This is a genomic window from Bradyrhizobium niftali (genome assembly GCF_004571025.1).
Taxonomy (GTDB): domain Bacteria; phylum Pseudomonadota; class Alphaproteobacteria; order Rhizobiales; family Xanthobacteraceae; genus Bradyrhizobium; species Bradyrhizobium niftali.
Window position 1 is genome coordinate 1 of record NZ_SPQT01000037.1, and the last position, 18,267, is coordinate 18,267.

Consider the following 18,267-nt stretch of genomic DNA (forward strand, 5'->3'; position numbering starts at 1 on the left):
ATGTGGGGCACGTCCACCTTGCCGTGACCGATTGTGGCGTCGGCATCGCCGAGAACGACGCGGACCGCGTCTTGGATCCCTTCTTCACCACCAAATCGACTGGCCTTGGAATGGGTCTTTCGATCTGCCGGTCGATCGTGGAATCTCATGGAGGACGACTGTCGATGGTCCACAAAAATGGACCGGGCGCGACGTTCCAGTTTGCCTTACCGCTGCATAAGGAGGCCGTCTCGTGACTGCACGATTTGACGCGCCAGATGAAGGCAGCAATGCCGAGGCCTCGACAAAGGCGACCGTCCTCGTCGTGGAGGATGACATCTCAATGCGTCGCTCGCTTACGAACCTTTTTCAATCGGTAGGGTTAGACGTCGTTGCATTCGGATCAGCCCGCGAAATGCTGCAGCGCACAATTCCGGACGTTATTAGCTGCCTAGTTCTTGATGTCCGACTGCCAGGCTTGAGCGGCCTTGACTTCCAGACTGAGCTAGCGAGGCTGAACATACATATTCCGATCATTTTCATTACCGGCCATGGCGACATTCCAATGACTGTCAGGGCCATGAAGGAAGGAGCGGTCGATTTTCTCAGCAAACCGTTTCGCGATCAGGAACTGCTTGATGCCGTGGTTGCGGCGACCGAACGCGATCGCAAAAGACGGGAGGCTCAGCAGACGGTCGCGAACCTGCAGTCTTTATTTGAGACCTTAAGCCCGCGCGAGCAGGCGGTGATGAAACTGGTCGCTGCCGGCCTGATGAACAAGCAGGTCGCCGCCGAGCTTGGGCTCGCCGAGATTACGGTCAAGATCTACCGGGGACACGCAATGAAAAAGATGCGTGCACGCTCGCTGGCCGACTTGATCAGAATGACTGAGACGCTGGGAGTTCGCACTGATCGTCCTGAACAAACCCAAGTATGATTTTACAATTTCATCAGTCGAGCCCACTTTTCGCGCAAGGTGGCTAATGCTTGCAGCCGCTATTTCCGCTCCAGGAGGGCTCGTCTTGTCCACGCCTTTGATTTCCGTCGTTGACGACGACGCCTCAGTCCGTGCGGCGACAGAGAATCTTTTGAAATCGCGTGGCTACATCGCCCAAATATTTGCGTCGGCCGAGGAACTCCTGAGGTCCCCGCAATTGGACGAGACATCCTGTGTCATTACCGATATGCAGATGTCGCCTATAAGCGGCCTGGAGCTGATGGCAGAGATGCGGACACGGGGTTACGACGCACCATTCATTTTCATTACCGCTTTCCCCAACGACCGCGTGCGCGCGTCAGCGCTGGGTGCCGGAGCGATTGGCTTCCTCGCCAAACCCTTTGCCGGACAAGCGTTAATCGAGTGCCTCGACACCGCGCTGAACGCGTATGACGGCCGAGGCGGCATCTGATGCAATCAACATGCGGCTTGAATTGATGTGCGATCTAAACGCTCCACGCGTCGATCTCGCCACCGATCAACCTCTTCGGAGTCAAACACGCTAGTTGCTCTAAACGGCGAACGAGAGGCGAATTGTTGCCCTGTCCATGCTTTACCGACTCTCGCCGGGCGGCTAGTTTGGTGCAGAACAATCTTATCGCTGCGAGGACCGGAAGGGCGCGTTAGCTCGGCTCATTCTGTAGGTCGACGTTCAACTTAATGCTCACCCAAAGCAGTCGACGACTTAAGCACTTCTTAACTCGTCTGGATCGAGGCTATATACTTCATTGCAGAGTGGAGCTGGCGCAAGAGCGCTCGATAAAGCAAGAGATTGGCTGTTCGCAGCCCGACTGCAGTGACGATGATAACGGAGCTTCACCTAGGACAACCGCCCCGCGTGTTGTGTTGAGCCTTTTCTGGTGAAAGAGCTCTGCACGATGCGCGTGCGCACGGCGTCGTTATGTCCGTTGACGCATGCCGGCCGTCTTGCCCATAAACGCCGCTTCGCTGTGCATTTCCTTGCCGACCGACTCACGGCAGGCGCGACGCGCTTCCTACTTCGTAGGCCGTCCTCTGTAGAAAACTTCTGCCTCCAAGCCGTCCAAGGTGCTCGGCGCAACACGCCCGGTCCCTCGGGGGCCGGGCGCACTTTGGCGGCACCCCATGTAGGTCCTCGCCGCAGCGAGCATTGCCGTAATTGCCTTGCGCAGTGAGCCCCCTACTTCCAACGCTCAAACAACTCAGTAACGGCTAGCCAAGGTGCACTCTGGGGGCAGTCTTCTGAACCAACACAGAGGAACTCTCAGCCGAAAAGGCTATAAACACAGACGAGCCCGGAGCAGGCTAGATTAGTCTACTCCATCGGGCCCAATCACCGGTGATCCCATGGTCACATAAAATCATCCTCATAATCGTATGCTGAGCGGCTCGCTGGGATCTCGGTATCACTACCTTCACTGTCGTCAGCTTTGGAAAGATATCGCGCAGGAGCGCCTTTTCGCTGCCATTTGCCGTCGCTATTCCTTACCCACTTATCTGACTTCTCTGGATCGAGAACCATGTTGTCGGCGTCAACCTCGATGAATCCCATCTTTGCCGCACGGGCTCTTGCTTCCGGATTAGCCGGACGCGAATTGAGCAGCGGCTGTTCGCCGTCCATTCGAAGCTGGTGCTCGAGCAGGATATCGCCAGCGTTCTCGACAAGCGGATGAACGACTCGAAAATCCACCGTCGAGGTAGTCCCGTGGTGTCGAGGAAATAGCTTCTTCCACCTTTTGACGTCGAACTCGGTCATGCTGTCGCCGCCTTCCGTTCTTAGAAGTCCGACACTCTTGTTGCCCAATTGGTAGCTAAAGATCGCGCATCCTCGGAATCTCGGGTTGTTCCGTAGTTTTTGGCAACTTCTGCAGTTCGCCCTGCCTTGGCGGACACGAAGTCGGAGTACTCTTGGGGGTTGTCGCGGATGTACTCGATTTCGTCGCCATGATAAGCCTTCGCGGCTTCTCGGAATGAGCGACGATCGATCTCTATGATGGGAGGGGTTGAAACGAGCGAATACGGTCTTGTTGCCGAAGATTAACTGCCACTCCAACCAGATTCGGCTAAGCGCATACTGGCGAACGCATCCGCAAAGTTGGCTGTGTCCATTTGCTCATCAGTTTCTGCAAAGTTGGAGGATTGGAAGTAGGACGAGCCATTGATCCGATTATACATGGCGATTGGTGCTCCCGTCGGACATACCGCATCTAGTTTTGGCTTCTTCGGCCTAGCGGCGCTGATAGGGAGCCTGGCTTACCAAAACCTGACGTGGCCGCCCTTACGTTGGTTTGTCATAGACTTCCTTCTGAACGACACGGGGGCACACGCTCGTGCCATTGGCATTCATCTGGTTTTGATGAGAGGTCGCGAACACAGCTCCGAGGAAGCTCCTTTATTAGAAATTTGGTTGATCGCCGATTGACCTGCTGACGCCAATCGGATTGTGCTCTTTTCGTTGTTCCGCCGCGCCGTCTCATATCCGGGTTTTCTTTTCGACGTTCCAGTGGAACTCGCGGACCGCCTTCGACAGATTGGCCCATTTCCAGAATTTGAGCAACGATATCGCCTGCCCAGAAACGTAGTCTAACGTCGGCTCGTAGAAGCGCGACCGCGCGTTCGGCGTCAACGCTCATTTACCCAAATCCGCATTTCGCCTTCGCCGCGGTTAGCCCAGCTGAACAACGGAATGAATGTCAGCTGCTGCGGTTCTAGCTGTCCAGGCACTTTGTCGTAGTGATAAAGCGCCGCTTCTTCATAATGCGTGTGTTGCAACCGCGTCCCGCCGGCCTCCAGCAAGATCTTGCCACTAAAGAGACCAGTTCCTTCGATAAGTGAAAACCGACTGTCTGCATTAAGCCAAAGGTTGTGTAACTCGGTCCCGTTGTCGGCCTCCTCCAGACAATAAATTAAGGGGCCACGCTGGATGGCCACCTTGCCGGCCAAATTGCGAAGTTGTGGATGGCCGTATACGCGACGCACTTGCATTGGCAGCGATAGTTTGACGCGATCTCCCTGCCGCCACGTTCGGCGAATGTGCAAATAGCCCTTGCGCGGCTCGCAATTCACGGGCTTGCCGTTCACGCTCGCCTGCGGCGCGCTGCACCATTCCGGCAGGCGCAGGGCGAGCGTGTGGGCAATTGGCGGCGCAGATTCGACGGCGATTTCCACCTGGTCTCTCCAGGGATAGCTGCCGCTGATGAGCAACCGCAGCGCATGTCCGTCGACGGATATTGCCACCCTATTACCAACGTAGAGATTTACATAGAGCGCGTCGGTGCTGGGCGTGTAGATGTAGTGACCAATCGATGTGAAAAGGCGTGCGATGTTCGGTGGGCAGCACGCGCAGCCAAACCAGCGTCGTCGAACCGGCGAGACGTGATTGTAGATGCCATTAGACCTCAGCGTTTTGGGATGCACTTCGAGCGGGTTAACATAGAAATAGTGACGCCCGTCGAACGCGATGCTGCCGAGAACGGTATTGTAGAGCGCGCGCTCCATCACGTCGGCATAGCGGCCGTCCAGTTCCATCTCCAACATACGGCGCGCGAACATCATCAGGCCAATCGACGCGCAACTTTCCGCGTACGCCGTATCATTTGGCAAATCGTAATCGCTGCTGAACGCTTCGCCGGCGCCTTGCGAGCCGATGGCTCCGGTAATATAGATCTGGCGCTGAACCATGTTTTGCCATAGCCGCAGGCAAGTTTGGCGCTGCTGCTCGTTCTGGCGCAGACGCGCGAGATGAGCTACTGCCGTCATGAGGTATACAAAACGAACCGCATGACCGGTTGCGGTCCGCTGCTCCGAAAGCGGCAACTGCGCTTGGCTGTACGCTTTGTTTTTTACCATCCAAGGCGCGGCATCGGATTTTGGCACGCAGGATTGCTGGCGCTTCTCGTACTCAATGTCGTAGAAGTGTGGCTCCGTGCCGCGCTGCTCTACGAAATAATTGGCCAGCGTGAGATATCGCTGCTCCTTTGTCGCTTCGTAGAGGCGTGCCAACGCAAGTTCGATTTCTGGATGGCCATCATAGCCGTGCAACTGATCGCACTCTGGGCCGAAAACTGTGCAGAGGTGGTCAGCAAGCCTGCAAACGACCTCCAGCAACCGCCGTTTGCCAGTCCCCTGAAAGAATGCGACACCCGCTTCAATCAAGTGGCCAGCACAATAAAGCTCGTGGCACTCCGTTAAGTTGGTCCAGCGCTCCTGAGGCGCGTTCAGTATGAAATAAGTGTTGAGGTAACCGTCGCCGCTTTGGGCGGCCGCAATCAATTCAACCAGCTCGTCGACGGCTTTCTCCAGCTCTGGATTTGGTGCCTGGCATAGCGACCATGCAGCCGCCTCAAGCCATTTTGCGACGTCACTGTCCTGAAAAACCGTGCCATGAAACTCGCCCCTCGCACGCCCGGCAGCAAGGCGGAAGTTCTCTACCGCGTGACTCGGTATCACCTCGGGATTGCGATCGTTTAGCACCTCCCATTGGTAGGGAATTGCCACTTCCCTGACCAGCTGCTGGCATTGCCCAATCAGTGGATCCGAGACCTGTAGGTTGTGAAGATCGACTTCGGCCACATTTCGATCATTCATCGCATTCCTCCTTGAAGTGTGGCGAGCGGAGACCTAGCTTGGCAGGCCATCTCACCACGATTGCGTTGTTGAGCTTGTCGCCCGGAGATTTTCGGCTACACACTCGTACTCTCGGGGCGAGGCTTCAAAACGATCAAATGGAGAGGCTGCCCTAAGGCGCCGCCCTCCCAGACATGCGTTGACAGCAGTCGGTCGAGGAGCGGGACAGCAAATCCCGTGCCCGGAATAAGGAGCGGTTCTTCTGGTCAACCAGATCTGCGGCTCCCCGTAGGAGCCCGATGCGATTGCTGCCCACCAACCGGATTTGCCAGTCGTGCTAAATCCCGCGTCGCTGCAAGGCCGGTTGATCCTGCTATATGAGCGGGTCGGCCGTCGCTGGATAGAATAGTAGTACTCTCCTGCCGCTACAGGCGGGGGCACCGCGTCTTTCCGGCGCGGCGCCCCCTGCACTTAATTTTAGGCCCTCGACCTTGCGCGAGAATGTTCGGTTTCTAACAATCCATTTGATGACACGTAGCAGCTGGGAGGGCCGCGGTGACGCGTATGGTCCAACAGGATTGCGTGAGCCGCTGCTAGGCGCCGAAGCGACAAACTGGACTGCTAATCCTAAGCAATCGTCGCAGGGAGTCGAAGTGCATGCTCAACGTGCCCGACATGGGGGCGGATGCTGGCAATCGCGAAAAGTAGGTTGTTGCGCGTATGCGCCGCCAGTGAACAATCCGCGACGGAGCGGCTCGAAGCTGTTGTGTGCACCGACTTGCTCGTCGGCTTCGGCAAGGTGGGAGGATGAGTTAGAGAGTCACTTTTGTGTACCGAGCTTCAGGCTGATTTGGCCCTGCAAAGCAGATAGCAGACTGGATAACCGAGAGCCGACTTGGATCTCCCAATTGTGCGTAATTCCCACTTGTTATCGATCGTTCCGCTCGAACGACAGCATGGTAACGTTCACTCCATTGGCGTTGGCCGGTTGACGATGACGTAAGCAGGACTGACTCTGCTCATCGAGCTGGATCGGTCTACGATTTAGCTGTTGATAGTGGGATCGTTCTCCTTGAGCTCGCCCACTCCATTAGTGGCCTCAATGCTCAAATATGACACTGCCGCCTCATTCCACAGTCACCGATTTTGCTAGATTACGCGGCTGGTCCACGTCCGCGCCCCTTACGAGCGCGGTATGGTAAGCCAAGAGCTGAACCGGAATGGCATAGACCATCGGCGTAAAGCTTGCGACCATCTCCGGCAGCACAATGGTCATGAGTGTGTCCACCGTCGCTTCCAAAGCACCCTTCGAATCGGTCATCAGGATGATCTTGCCGCCCCGAGCCGCAACTTCTTGCATATTCGAGACGGTCTTCTCGAAGACCTCGTCATAAGGCGCGATCACCACCACAGGCACTGCCTCATCTATCAGTGCGATCGGTCCGTGCTTGAGCTCGCCGGCGGCATAACCTTCTGAGTGGATATAGGCAATTTCCTTCAGCTTGAGTGCGCCCTCCAGCGCCAGGGGGGCCGATGTGCCACGACCTAAATAGAGCACGTCCCTTGTGTCGGCGATATAACGCGCGAGCTTCTCGATCTGCGGCTCAATCAACAGTGCGGTAGCAATCAACCGCGGCACTTCGATAAGTGCACGCACAAGCTTCGTTTCCTCGATCTCAGACAGTTTATCGCGCTCTTTGCCTGCTGCGACGGCAAGCGCGGCCAATACCATCAGCTGGCAGATGAATGCCTTGGTGGAGGCGACGCCGATTTCTGGCCCCGCCAGCGTCGGCAGAACGGATTCGCTCTCCCGCGCAATCGTCGACGTCGGGACATTGACCACAGATATCGTGTGCACGCCCTGGTCCTTGGCGTATCGCAACGCAGCTAACGTGTCAGCGGTTTCGCCCGACTGCGAGATGACGATCGCGAGATCGCCCCGGCGCAATGGCGCCTCCCTGTAGCGGAACTCGGACGCTACATCGATCTCGACAGGCAAGCGCGCCAGCCGCTCGAACCAGTATTTGGCGATGTGCCCGGCATAGCTTGCAGTGCCGCACGCCGTAATTGAGATGCGCTGAATGGATTTAAAGTCGAACGGCAATGTGAGCGGCAGGGCGACGCGCTCGGCCGCCGTGTCGAGATAATGCGCCAATGTCTTGCCGGCCACTGTCGGCTGTTCGTGAATTTCCTTGGCCATGAAGTGGCGATAATTCGCTTTGTCCACAAGGAGTGACGATACGCCAGACTTTGATGTTTCCCGCTCGACGACAGATCCGTCTACGCTATAGATCACGCACATCGTGCGCGTAAGCACGGCCCAGTCGCCGTCTTCAAGATAGGTGATGGTGTCGGTCAAAGGCGCGAGCGCGATCGCATCCGATCCTAGATACATTTCGCCGTTACCATGCCCGATCGCAAGGGGCGACCCCCTACGCGCGCAGATCAAAAGATCGTCGTGGGCCTTGAACAGGAACGCCAGCGCGAAGGCACCGCGCAGCCGCGGCAGCGACGCTTGTACCGCATCCTGCGGCGAGTAACCCTTCTTGAGATAAGATTCGACGAGATGCGCCACCACCTCTGTGTCTGTCTCTGAGTTAAAATGGGCTCCATTCCGCTCCAGTTCGGCTCGCAACTCGCGGAAATTCTCAATGATCCCGTTATGAACGACCGCGACATTTTCCGTCGCATGCGGGTGAGCATTGCTCTCGGTCGGCTTTCCATGGGTCGCCCAGCGGGTATGACCGATTCCCGTGTGACCCGACGGCGGATAATAGCGCAGCCGCTCCTCAAGGTTTCTCAGCTTACCTTCAGCGCGGCGGCGCTCGATATTGAGACCTTCGAGAGTCGCGAGGCCTGCGGAGTCGTAGCCCCGATATTCCAATCTCTTGAGCGAGGCCACCAACTGTCCAACGACCGGACCACGCCCCAAAATGCCAACAATTCCACACATATCGATCAATGCAGCCCAAGTTTAAGGAGTCAGGAACCCGGTCATGAAATTCGCTTACCCGATGGTAACAGGTGTCAAGTTCGGTTTTCGCGACCGCCTGTACCGCCGCCGCATTCACAAGCGTGAGTTAGATCTCTTTCAGCCATCATCGCTTCGCGCGGCTACATTCCGCTTGTAACTGCCGATCGAGTACAAACGGCTCAGCAGCTTTAGCTTGAATTGTTCCGCGTTACTGGAGACGTTTTTCCAGCGCGGGTTTAGGAGACTTATCATACTTGAACCGAGGCAACTTACGCTCGGCCAAGGTTAAAGGATTGGCGCCGAAGCTCCATTGTACGAAAGTAAGCTCTCGATATCGAAACGTTCGTCGATCTATACCAACGTTTGCTACTCTTTCTCACTTTGTCGCGCGTCACCCGTCACTGCCTTCCGCGAGTTGGATATTAGCAACGGCACAGATCATGGTTGATGAATCGACCCAAGATTGCGTGTTCTGTTCGGAAGTTAATAGCGCTTGGTAGACTGCGGTTCTATGAGCAAGCTTTGGCTGTGTTCTGACTTGCGTGCCGCCATTCCGACAAATGCATTGACGAATGCAACGTCGCTCTCCCACGCCATGACGAGACCGCGCGAAATGCACACTTGCTCCTGAGGACAGATAAGGAGCACAGACCGTCGCTTCTATCTCATTACAAATGTCGCCCAGGGACAAACGCGCCGCGAGCACGCGCGAGGGCGTTTTGCCATCCATCTCGCCTGCTTAGGAACATCGCGTTGCTAGGGTTACTGGGCTTCATTTTCGAAGCTCAATGTGTTGGCATCCTTCAGTCCGGATATAAATGAATGTATATAGTGTGCATTCCTGCATGATGTGTATGACTGGAGCTAACGATCGCTTTCTTTTAATTGCGGGTGGAGCGCGTGTGCGCATCTAGATTTTTCGAGAAACGGCTTCGCAATGGTGTTTCTTTGCGGCGCTATTAAGGGAAACCATGGCGGCTCAGGAGTCAAAACGGCGCATTGCGCTGATTACGGGCGTCACCGGGCAGGACGGCGCATATCTGGCCGAGTATTTGCTCGGTCTCGGCTACACCGTGCATGGGATCAAGCGCCGCTCATCTTCGTTCAACACCGCGCGCGTCGATCACCTCTACCAGGACCCGCATGTCGACAACGTGCCGTTCCTGATGCATTACGGCGACATGACGGATTCGACCAGTCTGATCCGCCTGATGCAGCAGATCCGCCCCACAGAGATCTACAATCTCGCCGCCCAGAGCCACGTCGCCGTCAGCTTCGACAGCCCGGAATATACCGCCAATGCCGACGCCATCGGCGTGCTGCGCCTCCTGGAGGCGATCCGCATCCTCGGCATGGAGAAGCAGACGCGGTTCTACCAGGCCTCGACCTCCGAGCTCTACGGCCTCGTGCAGGAGATCCCGCAGAAGGAGACCACGCCGTTCTATCCGCGCTCGCCTTATGGCGTCGCCAAACTCTACGGCTACTGGATCACTGTGAACTACCGCGAAGCCTATGGCATGTTCGCCAGCAACGGCATCCTGTTCAACCACGAGAGCCCCATCCGCGGCGAGACGTTCGTCACCCGCAAGATCACCCGCGCCGTCGCCCGCATCGAAGTCGGCCTCGAGGACACGCTCTATCTCGGCAATCTCGAAGCCAAGCGCGACTGGGGCCATGCCAGGGACTACGTCGAGGGCATGCACATGATCCTCCAGGCCGACAAGCCTGGCGATTTCGTGCTCGCCACCGGTGAGACGCGCTCGGTGCGCGAGATGGTCGAGCTGGCCTTTGCGCAGGTCGGCCGCCGCGTCGCATGGCGCGGGCACGGCGTCGGCGAGACCGGCGTCGACGAGACGACCGGCAAGACCGTGGTGAAGATCGATCCCACCTATTTCCGCCCGACCGAGGTCGATCTCCTGGTTGGCGACGCCAGCAAGGCGCGCCAGGTGCTCGGCTGGAAGCCGAAACGGACGTTTGCCCAGCTCGTCGGGGAGATGGTGGCGAGCGATCTGGCGGAGGCAAAACGGGACGCCGGCCGTGGCAAGCACAGCGTTTGAGCTGAAAGGCAAGAGCGTCTACGTCGCCGGCCATCGCGGCATGGTCGGAGCCGCGCTGGTGCGCCGGCTCGAACGGGAGGACGTCAAGCTCGTCACGGTGGATCGCCGCGAGGTCGACCTCTGCAATCAGGCCGCGGTATTCGACTGGTTCGCGCGCGTGCGGCCGCAGGTGATCTTTCTTGCCGCCGCAAAGGTCGGCGGCATCGTCGCCAACAACACGCTGCGCGCCGAATTCATCTACGACAACATTGCGATCGCGGCCAACGTGATCCATGCCGCGCACCAGAACGGTGCCGAGAAGCTGATGTTTCTGGGCTCGTCCTGCATCTACCCGAAGCTGGCGGCGCAGCCGCTGCGCGAGGATTCCGTGCTGACAGGCCCGCTGGAGCCGACCAACGAGCCCTATGCGATCGCCAAGATCGCGGGCATCAAGATGGTGGAGGCCTATCGCAGCCAGTATGGCAGGGACTTCATAAGCGTGATGCCGACCAATCTCTACGGTCCCGGCGACAATTATCATCCCGAGTACAGCCACGTGGTTGCCGCCCTGGTCCGCCGCTTCCACGAGGCAAAGCTCGCGGGCTCGAAGAGCGTCGTGGTCTGGGGCACCGGCACGCCGCGCCGCGAATTTCTCTACGTTGACGATCTCGCCGACGCTTGCATCCATCTGATGAAGACCTATTCCTCGCCGGAATTGGTCAATATCGGTACCGGCGAGGACATCAGCATCGCCGAGTTAGCACTCATGGTTGCGGCGGCCATCGGTTTTCGCGGTGAGATCAGATTCGACACGTCGCGCCCTGACGGCACACCGCGCAAGCTGCTCGACGTCGGGCGGCTGTCCGGGCTCGGCTGGCGCGCCACGACCTCGCTTGAGGACGGCATTCAGGTGGCGTACCGGGCGTATCGCGCCGACGGCGATGAACGGTACCAAAGTGATCTGCCTGTTCAGGGATAACGCGCCAAATCCTAGGCATCAATCCGCGGTGAATGTCCAGCCGAGCGGACTTGCCGCTCACGTCCTCCAACTTTGCTTCGCAGTTGACAAGCTTTCATTGTCACCGGGCTCGGTCGGACGCCAAGAACCCAAGTGACGCGGTGTATCCTAGCTACGACGCAGCCAACCACTTTCAGGAAAAGGAGAATCGCCATGATCGAGACCTGCTACCATGAAGTCGAGAGCTCATCGTCTCTAAGCCGCTAAGTGCCGACCGCTGGACGGTCATTAGTCGGAAGCGTACTGGTGTCCCTTTCCTCTCGGCCAACGCCTTAGCGATGGTCTGTCATCATCCTCGCTGACAGCGTAACGATGGACATGAGCACGCCCAACATCCCAAACGCCACGCGCAAGCCAAACATGTGTGCGACGAGCCCAATGCCGGCGGGTCCAACGAGTATACCCGCGTAGCCGGCTGTCGTGATGACCGCGATCGCAACGGCTGGCGGCATCATTTTCTGTTTGCCGGCGCGTCGACAAAGTACAGGTACAACATTAGAAATGCCCAATCCAATGAGCAGGAACCCCGCCATAGCAATTAACGCAACGGGCGCGGCCACCACAGCCAAGAATCCTGTTACGATCGGCAGAGTCCCGAGTATCAATATGGCACGGTCACCGATTCGCGCCACCACGGCATCTCCGCCGAGGCGCCCTGCGGCCATTGCGATCGAGAAGAGCATACACCCAATGCCCCCATGCGCTTCCGCGAGAAGATCTCGTTCAACGAGAAGCAAAGCGCTCCAATCGAGCATTGAACCTTCGACAAGGAAAGTGATAGCCGCGAGCACAGCTATTAGCAACACACTGCGATTGGGCAAAACAAACGATGGCCCCTGCTGCCCCGCCCCCGCCGCGAGCAACCCCGGCCAGGCCGATACAATCGCGATCGTCATCAACGCCGAACAGACCAACGTCGAAAAAAGCGGGCCAAGCTGCAGCGACAGGAGCGAGGTCACGGCGGCAGAGCCGGTGAATTCCCCAATGCTGTACTGGGCGTGGAGGCCAGACATCAATGGACGGCCCGTGACGCGCTCCAATTCAATCGCGTAAATGTTCATGGCTACATCGATCGAGCCCAGTGAAACGCCGAACGCAAACAGCGTAGCACCGAGCCTGACAGGTGTGTTGGCAATTCCAAGGCACGGCAATAAGATCGCGAGTCCAAGTCCACCCCCGAGGATAATGGGCTTGCTGCCGTACCGCGCATTCAATACGCCGGTCAAAAGCATCGCGATAACGGATCCCGTTCCGAGACAGAGCAACAGAAAACCAAGCATGCGGTCACCGACCGCGAGCCGCTCCTTGGCGAGTGGCACCAAAGGCGCCCAGGCCGCGAGGCCGAATCCGGCCACAAAAAATGCGAGCCGGATCCCAAGCAGGCCGGCAGACCAATTAGCAGGCAGTATCACGGGCGCTCCTGAGAGAACGGCCTCGCGAGCGCGACGCCCCTCATCCTGCGTGCGTCGCCTGCAGGCGGCGCTATCGACAATGATGGCGTCAAGCTGGCATTCTTTATCCCTGCAAATGCAATGCCGTCACAAAAATTAGTGGACTACCTCACTAGGCAAGCGGACGGTGATCGTTGAGCCCATGGATAGGGTGTGTCGGTTATTCCTTCCCGGTTAAGCTGGCCATAAGAGGGTGACGTTTTTGCTGATCTGCGACAACCGGAGGCGCAACGCTCACTGTGGCTTTGTCGCAAAGCCTACAAACCTCGCAAAGCCAACGGGACGTGAAGATCTCGATTCGTAAGGGAACGTGAAGCGATCGCAGGCTCCTTCGCGCACCACACTGAGCGAACCTGGATTGATTTTATCGTCATTGCTTGGCCATCTGGGCATCAGCAGCGCCGGTAAGGTCGAGATCGGCAGCGATCGCGCGGCCGGAGCTCGCATCGCCACGATGATCGGACGCGATCGCGACATAGACCGCCGGCAGCACGAAGAGCGTGAACAGCGTGCCCACAGACATGCCCGCGACCAGCACGAGCCCGATCGAGAAGCGACTCGCAGCGCCAGCTCCCGTTGCGGTCATCAGGGGTATGAAGCCCGTGACCATCGCCGCAGTGGTCATCAAGATCGGGCGCAGTCGGACGCGCGCCGCCATCTCTATAGCCGAGCGACGGTTAAGTCTCTCCTTGAGCTGCAGCTCATTGGCGAACTCAACCATCAGGATGCCGTGCTTGGAAATTAACCCGACCAGTGTCAACAGTCCGATCTGGGTGTAGATGTTCATCGTCGCCCAGCCAAAGAATGGCGGGATCAAGGCGCCGACGATTGCCATCGGCACGCTGATCAGGATGATGAGGGGATCGCGCAGACTTTCGAACTGCGCCGCAAGCACCAAGAATATGATTATGAGTGCAAATGCAAAGGCAATGGCCAGTTGGTTACCCTCGTGCACATATTGGCGCGCGTCGGCAAGGAAGTCGTGACTGAAGCCTGCGGGCAGTTTCTTCGCCTCCGCTTCCAGGAAGTCCACAGCCTGACCGATCGAGACGCCGGGCATCGGCACAGCCTGAAAGGTCGCGCAGTTAAGCTGATTGTAGTGGGTGAGCGCGTTCGGATCGGTTGCAGTCTCGATGGAGACTACGGTCGACAGCGGAAGCATCGAGCCCCCCGCAGTTTTCACATAATAGCTCCCGATTGCTTGCGGCGCCAGGCGTTCTTCGCGGGGCACCTGCGGGATCACCTCGTAGGAGCGGCCCTGCAAATTGAAGCGGTTGACGTAGTTTCCGCCGAGTAAGGTGGCGAGCGCGTTTCCGATGGTCTGCATGGTGATGCCAAGCTCGTTGGCCTTGGATCGATCAACCTTGATTCGTACCACCGGCCGGTTGAACTCGAGGTCGGAGTCGCTCACCATGAACAGACCGCTCTTCTGCGCGGCTTCCTTCAGCTTCGACATCTGCTCGTAGACGGATTGGAAGTCAAACGTCGAATTGATCACCATCTGCACTGGTAGGCCATCCGAACCACCCGGAAGTGGCGGCAAGCTAAAGGCAAACGCGTTGATGCCTTCAATTTTGGACAGCTCGGCCTGGACGAGCGACTTAAGCAAGATCGATGAGCGCTTGCGCTCGTCCCATGCCTTGAGCAACATGCCGGCCATGCCACTCTGCTGGCCGCCAACACCATTGAGTACAAAGCTCAAATCGGTCTCTGGAAATTTTTGGAGCGCGTGTTCGAGCTTGGTGCCGTAATAATCGAGGTAGTCGATATTGGCGTATCTCGGCGCCTTGGTTAAAGCGAATACGATACCTTGATCCTCCTCGGGTGCGAGTTCCTTGGAAGTATTCACATAAAGAAAGCCGACGAGGCCCAGCATGGTCAGCGCAAACAGGCCGGTAATCGGACGATAGTCGAGCGAGCGGTCGAGCTTTCGGCCGTACCATCGTGTCATGGTGCTGAACCCGCGGTTCACAAATGTTGCAAACCGCCCCCCCTCTGCGCGCCTCAGGAAGACCGAGCACATCATCGGCGATAGGGTCAAAGCAATCACGCCCGACACGATCACCGCTCCTGCCAGCGTAAACGCAAACTCGCGGAACAGCGCGCCAGTGAGGCCGCCGAGAAACCCGATTGGAGCATATACCGCAGCCAAGGTAATCGTCATGGAGACAACGGGGCCGACGATCTCGTGCGCGCCCCTTATAGCAGCCTCTAGAGGCGGCGCACCTTCTTCCAAATGGCGATGAATGTTCTCCACCACAACGATCGCGTCATCGACCACGAGACCGATTGCGAGAACCATCGCAAGGAACGTCAGGAGATTGAATGAAAACCCCAGCGCCAGCATCATGCTGCAGACACCAACAAGCGATAGCGGAATAGTGACCACAGGAATGATGACCGACCGCAGCGAGGCCAGGAAAAGGAAGATTACCGCCACCACGATCACGACGGCTTGGATGAGCGTCTTCTCCACCTCATCGAGCGACGATTGAATGAATTTGGTGGAGTCGTAGGCCACGTTCATCTTCAGTGACGGCGGCAGGTTACGCTCCATTTCTGGAAACAGCGCCCGAACGCCTCGCGCTATGTTTAGCGGATTGCCTTGCGGGCTTGCCCGGACGCCGATAAAGACCGCGTGCTCGCCGTTCATAGCGACGCTAGTGTCAGTGGTCTGCGCGGCAAGCTCGACTATCGCAATGTCCGCTATGCGCACAAAGCCACCGTCATTGGATTTGACGATCATACGCTTGAAGTCATCGACACTCCGCAGATCCGTGTTTGCCGTGACATCGGAGATAGTGAAATAGCCCTTGGTCTGGCCGGCCGCGGCCTGGAAGTTGTTAGCGGCGATTGCAGCCGAAACTTCGGCCGGCGACACGCCGTGCCCTGCCATTTTCGCGGTATCGAGCCATAGCCGCATCGCAAAGCTCTGGCCGCCCAGGATGTCTGCCGCTGCGACGCCGTCGACCGTTGACAAAGCGGGCTGCACAACGCGCGAGAGGTAGTCGGAGATCGCGCTGGCCGCTAGTTCCTCGCTGGAGAAGGCGATATACATGACAGCGGTGGCCTGACCGGTCGACTTAGTGACGACCGGATCGTTCGATTCCTTCGGAATTAAGTATTTGACTGAGTTTACCTTGGAGAGCACCTCGGTGAGCGCTTCATTGGGATCAAAATTGAGCTTGATGTAGACTTGGATCGTGGAGGTACCGAGCACCGATGAGGAAATAACGTAGTCGACGCCCTCGGCGGAAGCGACTGCCTGCTCCAGGGGAGTGGTGATGAACCCCTGGATCATGTCGGCCGAGGCCCCAGGATAGGAAGTCGTGATATTGACGACCGTATTAGATAGCTTGGGATATTGCCGGATCGGCAGTACGGTGGCCGCGCGAAAGCCGATCAGTAAGATCAGGCAACTAACGACGACAGACAATACCGGACGTTTGATGAAAAGCTCGGTAAATGCCATCTCGACTCGCATTTCAAGAGGAATATGTAAATTCGCCGGCAACGCACACCAGCGATGATCATCAATGCGGCGACTGTACTAGAGACCCGAGCACAAGCGACGCGTTATTGGCTACTCTAAGAGCTCAGGCGCTGGCGAGCGTGGACGCCCTGTCCTCCGCTTCCAATTTCGTCGCTCAATAAAATGCTATTCCGCTGATCTGGTGGCTGATCGGGATCTCGATAGTGGCACCTTCTAGGAATCTCCTGCCCTTTTTGCGTGCAACAAGATGTTCGTCTCAACACCTGATTGGAACGCGCCGACTTCTGGCAAGGCATCAGTTCAAACTTCGCACTGAACCGCAGATCGAATGATCTAGGTTCGACATCGAAAGTACAAACGATCTAACCGGCGCTCAACTCTACAAAGGTAAGTGGGTGATATAGCATCGGCTGCAAAGCACTAAACCAAGGTTTGTCGAATTGGCCGCTGATCGCCGCCAACAAGACTTACAGGGTTGCCGGACACAACGTTCACGGCCCCACACATTCCGTGCGCACGCGCTGTCGCTTGGCTGACGCGCCGAACAAATTCGTATCGGCGCTCGCCCTCTGCTACCAGCTCGATACGCCTCTCGTAACAGTGGCTTGAGTGTTTCTTGCTCGATATACTGCGCACGGTTTGGCTACTCATTACGCTACCGGGTTGGCAACGCCAGTATTACGTTGTCGATCAGCCGCGTTGAGCCAACATAGGCGACCTCACAAAGCGCCGCGGGGCGCAGCAGTGGCCTCGGTTGCGACCTGTTTCACCTGTGTGACGCGGTCGTCGAACGCTCCGACTTCCGGGCACGTGGCAGCCAGGGTTTGGCTTGGCGATGCAAAATGTCTTATGGAGCGATCACGGTCCATCCACGCCTTCTTCGCGGAACGCTTGGCCATTTGGTGAAACTGCAGCGCGCTGCAGTCTTCGTCACGCCACCTTAGGATTACGCTTGGCACTATGGCCCCTCGGCCATTCCGCGTCAGAGGCGCATTCTTATGGGTATCCATCCGATCCTCACGGGGGTACGCTAAAAATTCGACATCTTCAGCTTCCTCGTTCAGGGATGGACAACCGACCGAAAACTCACATCTAAGTGGTCTCTCAGGCATCCTATCCGAAGCGGCTGCCCCTTGCGGCCCTCTAGAAGCGCGCGTATGCGCGCAGCGATCTGCCGTGCTTCCTTCGGCCGCAGGTTGGGCTTCATGCAATCGAGTATGGGTAGCATCGCCTGAACTTCGTCGATGTTAAATATTGCGGCGTCGCGATCTGATGGTCCCAGAGACTGATCGGCGGCACGGGCTTGATTGGCCGCAAGCACCGCAAGGGCTTGCGACCGCAAGGACACGATATGCCGCTCGAATATATGCATTTGTTGGCCTGAGCTGCCCTGTGGGCATAGTGCCGCAAGCGCTGGTGGCCAACCCCGTCACGAAGACTGGAGCTGGCCACCTTTGCTCCCGGGAGGCTCAAATCCTCAAGGCTACCAACTTGTATCTTCTAGAAGTACCGAAGGGCACCTACCAAAATCGGTCGGTCCCATCCTCACCGGCGGCTCTCTAAGCTAGGTCTTCGCCTTGGATAAATTGGAGACACCAGCATGCCCAGACACGTGCGCTGTGCATAAACAAGAATGAACGGCCAAACGCGCATGAGAGACGCGAGAACGTTGACGGAGTAAATCCAGACGGAGCGCGATAGAAGCAGTCCCTTTGGAAAGATTATAGTGCCGGCAACGCAGTCGGCGTCGTCGTCGCTACACATGGCGGACACA

At 57.4% G+C, this 18,267-nt stretch carries 9 protein-coding genes and 1 pseudogene; 5 read left to right on the forward strand and 5 right to left on the reverse strand.

The features are described 5' to 3' along the window. The 3 genes from E4K65_RS40475 to E4K65_RS40485 form a co-directional block, all read left to right on the forward strand. Positions 1-236: ATP-binding protein (locus E4K65_RS40475; protein ID WP_135177966.1), on the forward strand; the 236-nt coding region annotated here is incomplete at its 5' end. Beyond that, entirely contained in the window at positions 233-916 is a 684-nt protein-coding gene (locus E4K65_RS40480) for a response regulator transcription factor (protein ID WP_135178852.1), read from the forward strand. The genes E4K65_RS40475 and E4K65_RS40480, both read left to right, overlap by 4 nt. A gap of 85 nt (positions 917-1,001) precedes the next feature. Then, entirely contained in the window at positions 1,002-1,388 is a 387-nt protein-coding gene (locus E4K65_RS40485; RefSeq protein ID WP_167771550.1) for a response regulator transcription factor, read from the forward strand. Between the two features lie 918 nt (positions 1,389-2,306). On the opposite strand, the pseudogene E4K65_RS50235 reads toward E4K65_RS40485, so the two are convergent. The 3 genes and pseudogenes from E4K65_RS50235 to glmS form a co-directional block, all read right to left on the reverse strand. Beyond that, positions 2,307-2,950, reverse strand: a pseudogene (locus tag E4K65_RS50235) (Effector protein NopP). Positions 2,951-3,577: 627 nt separating this feature from the next. Further along, positions 3,578-5,542 (reverse strand): glycoside hydrolase family 127 protein, encoded by a 1,965-nt coding sequence (locus E4K65_RS40495; RefSeq protein ID WP_135178854.1) that lies wholly within the window; start codon positions 5,540-5,542, stop codon positions 3,578-3,580. Between the two features lie 1,105 nt (positions 5,543-6,647). Continuing rightward, positions 6,648-8,474 (reverse strand): glutamine--fructose-6-phosphate transaminase (isomerizing), encoded by a 1,827-nt coding sequence (gene glmS / locus E4K65_RS40500; protein WP_135178912.1) that lies wholly within the window; start codon positions 8,472-8,474, stop codon positions 6,648-6,650. A gap of 992 nt (positions 8,475-9,466) precedes the next feature. Here glmS and gmd point away from each other — a divergent pair. Together gmd and fcl are read left to right on the forward strand one after the other, a co-directional pair. After that, positions 9,467-10,552: a GDP-mannose 4,6-dehydratase gene (gene gmd, locus E4K65_RS40505; protein ID WP_135178855.1), complete on the forward strand. Its 1,086-nt coding sequence runs from the start codon at positions 9,467-9,469 to the stop codon at positions 10,550-10,552. Next, complete coding sequence (gene fcl, locus E4K65_RS40510) at positions 10,533-11,510, forward strand: GDP-L-fucose synthase (RefSeq protein WP_135178856.1); 978 nt, start codon at positions 10,533-10,535, stop codon at positions 11,508-11,510. The genes gmd and fcl overlap by 20 nt, the downstream gene beginning before the upstream one ends. Before the next feature lie 311 nt (positions 11,511-11,821). Here the strand turns inward: fcl and E4K65_RS40515 are convergent, their stop codons facing one another. Next, positions 11,822-12,958 carry an MFS transporter gene (locus E4K65_RS40515; RefSeq protein ID WP_404558859.1) on the reverse strand — a complete coding sequence of 379 codons (1,137 nt, stop codon included), beginning with the start codon at positions 12,956-12,958 and terminating at the stop codon, positions 11,822-11,824. A gap of 412 nt (positions 12,959-13,370) precedes the next feature. Further along, entirely contained in the window at positions 13,371-16,472 is a 3,102-nt protein-coding gene (locus E4K65_RS40520) for an efflux RND transporter permease subunit (RefSeq protein ID WP_135178858.1), read from the reverse strand. Positions 16,473-18,267 lie beyond the last annotated feature (1,795 nt).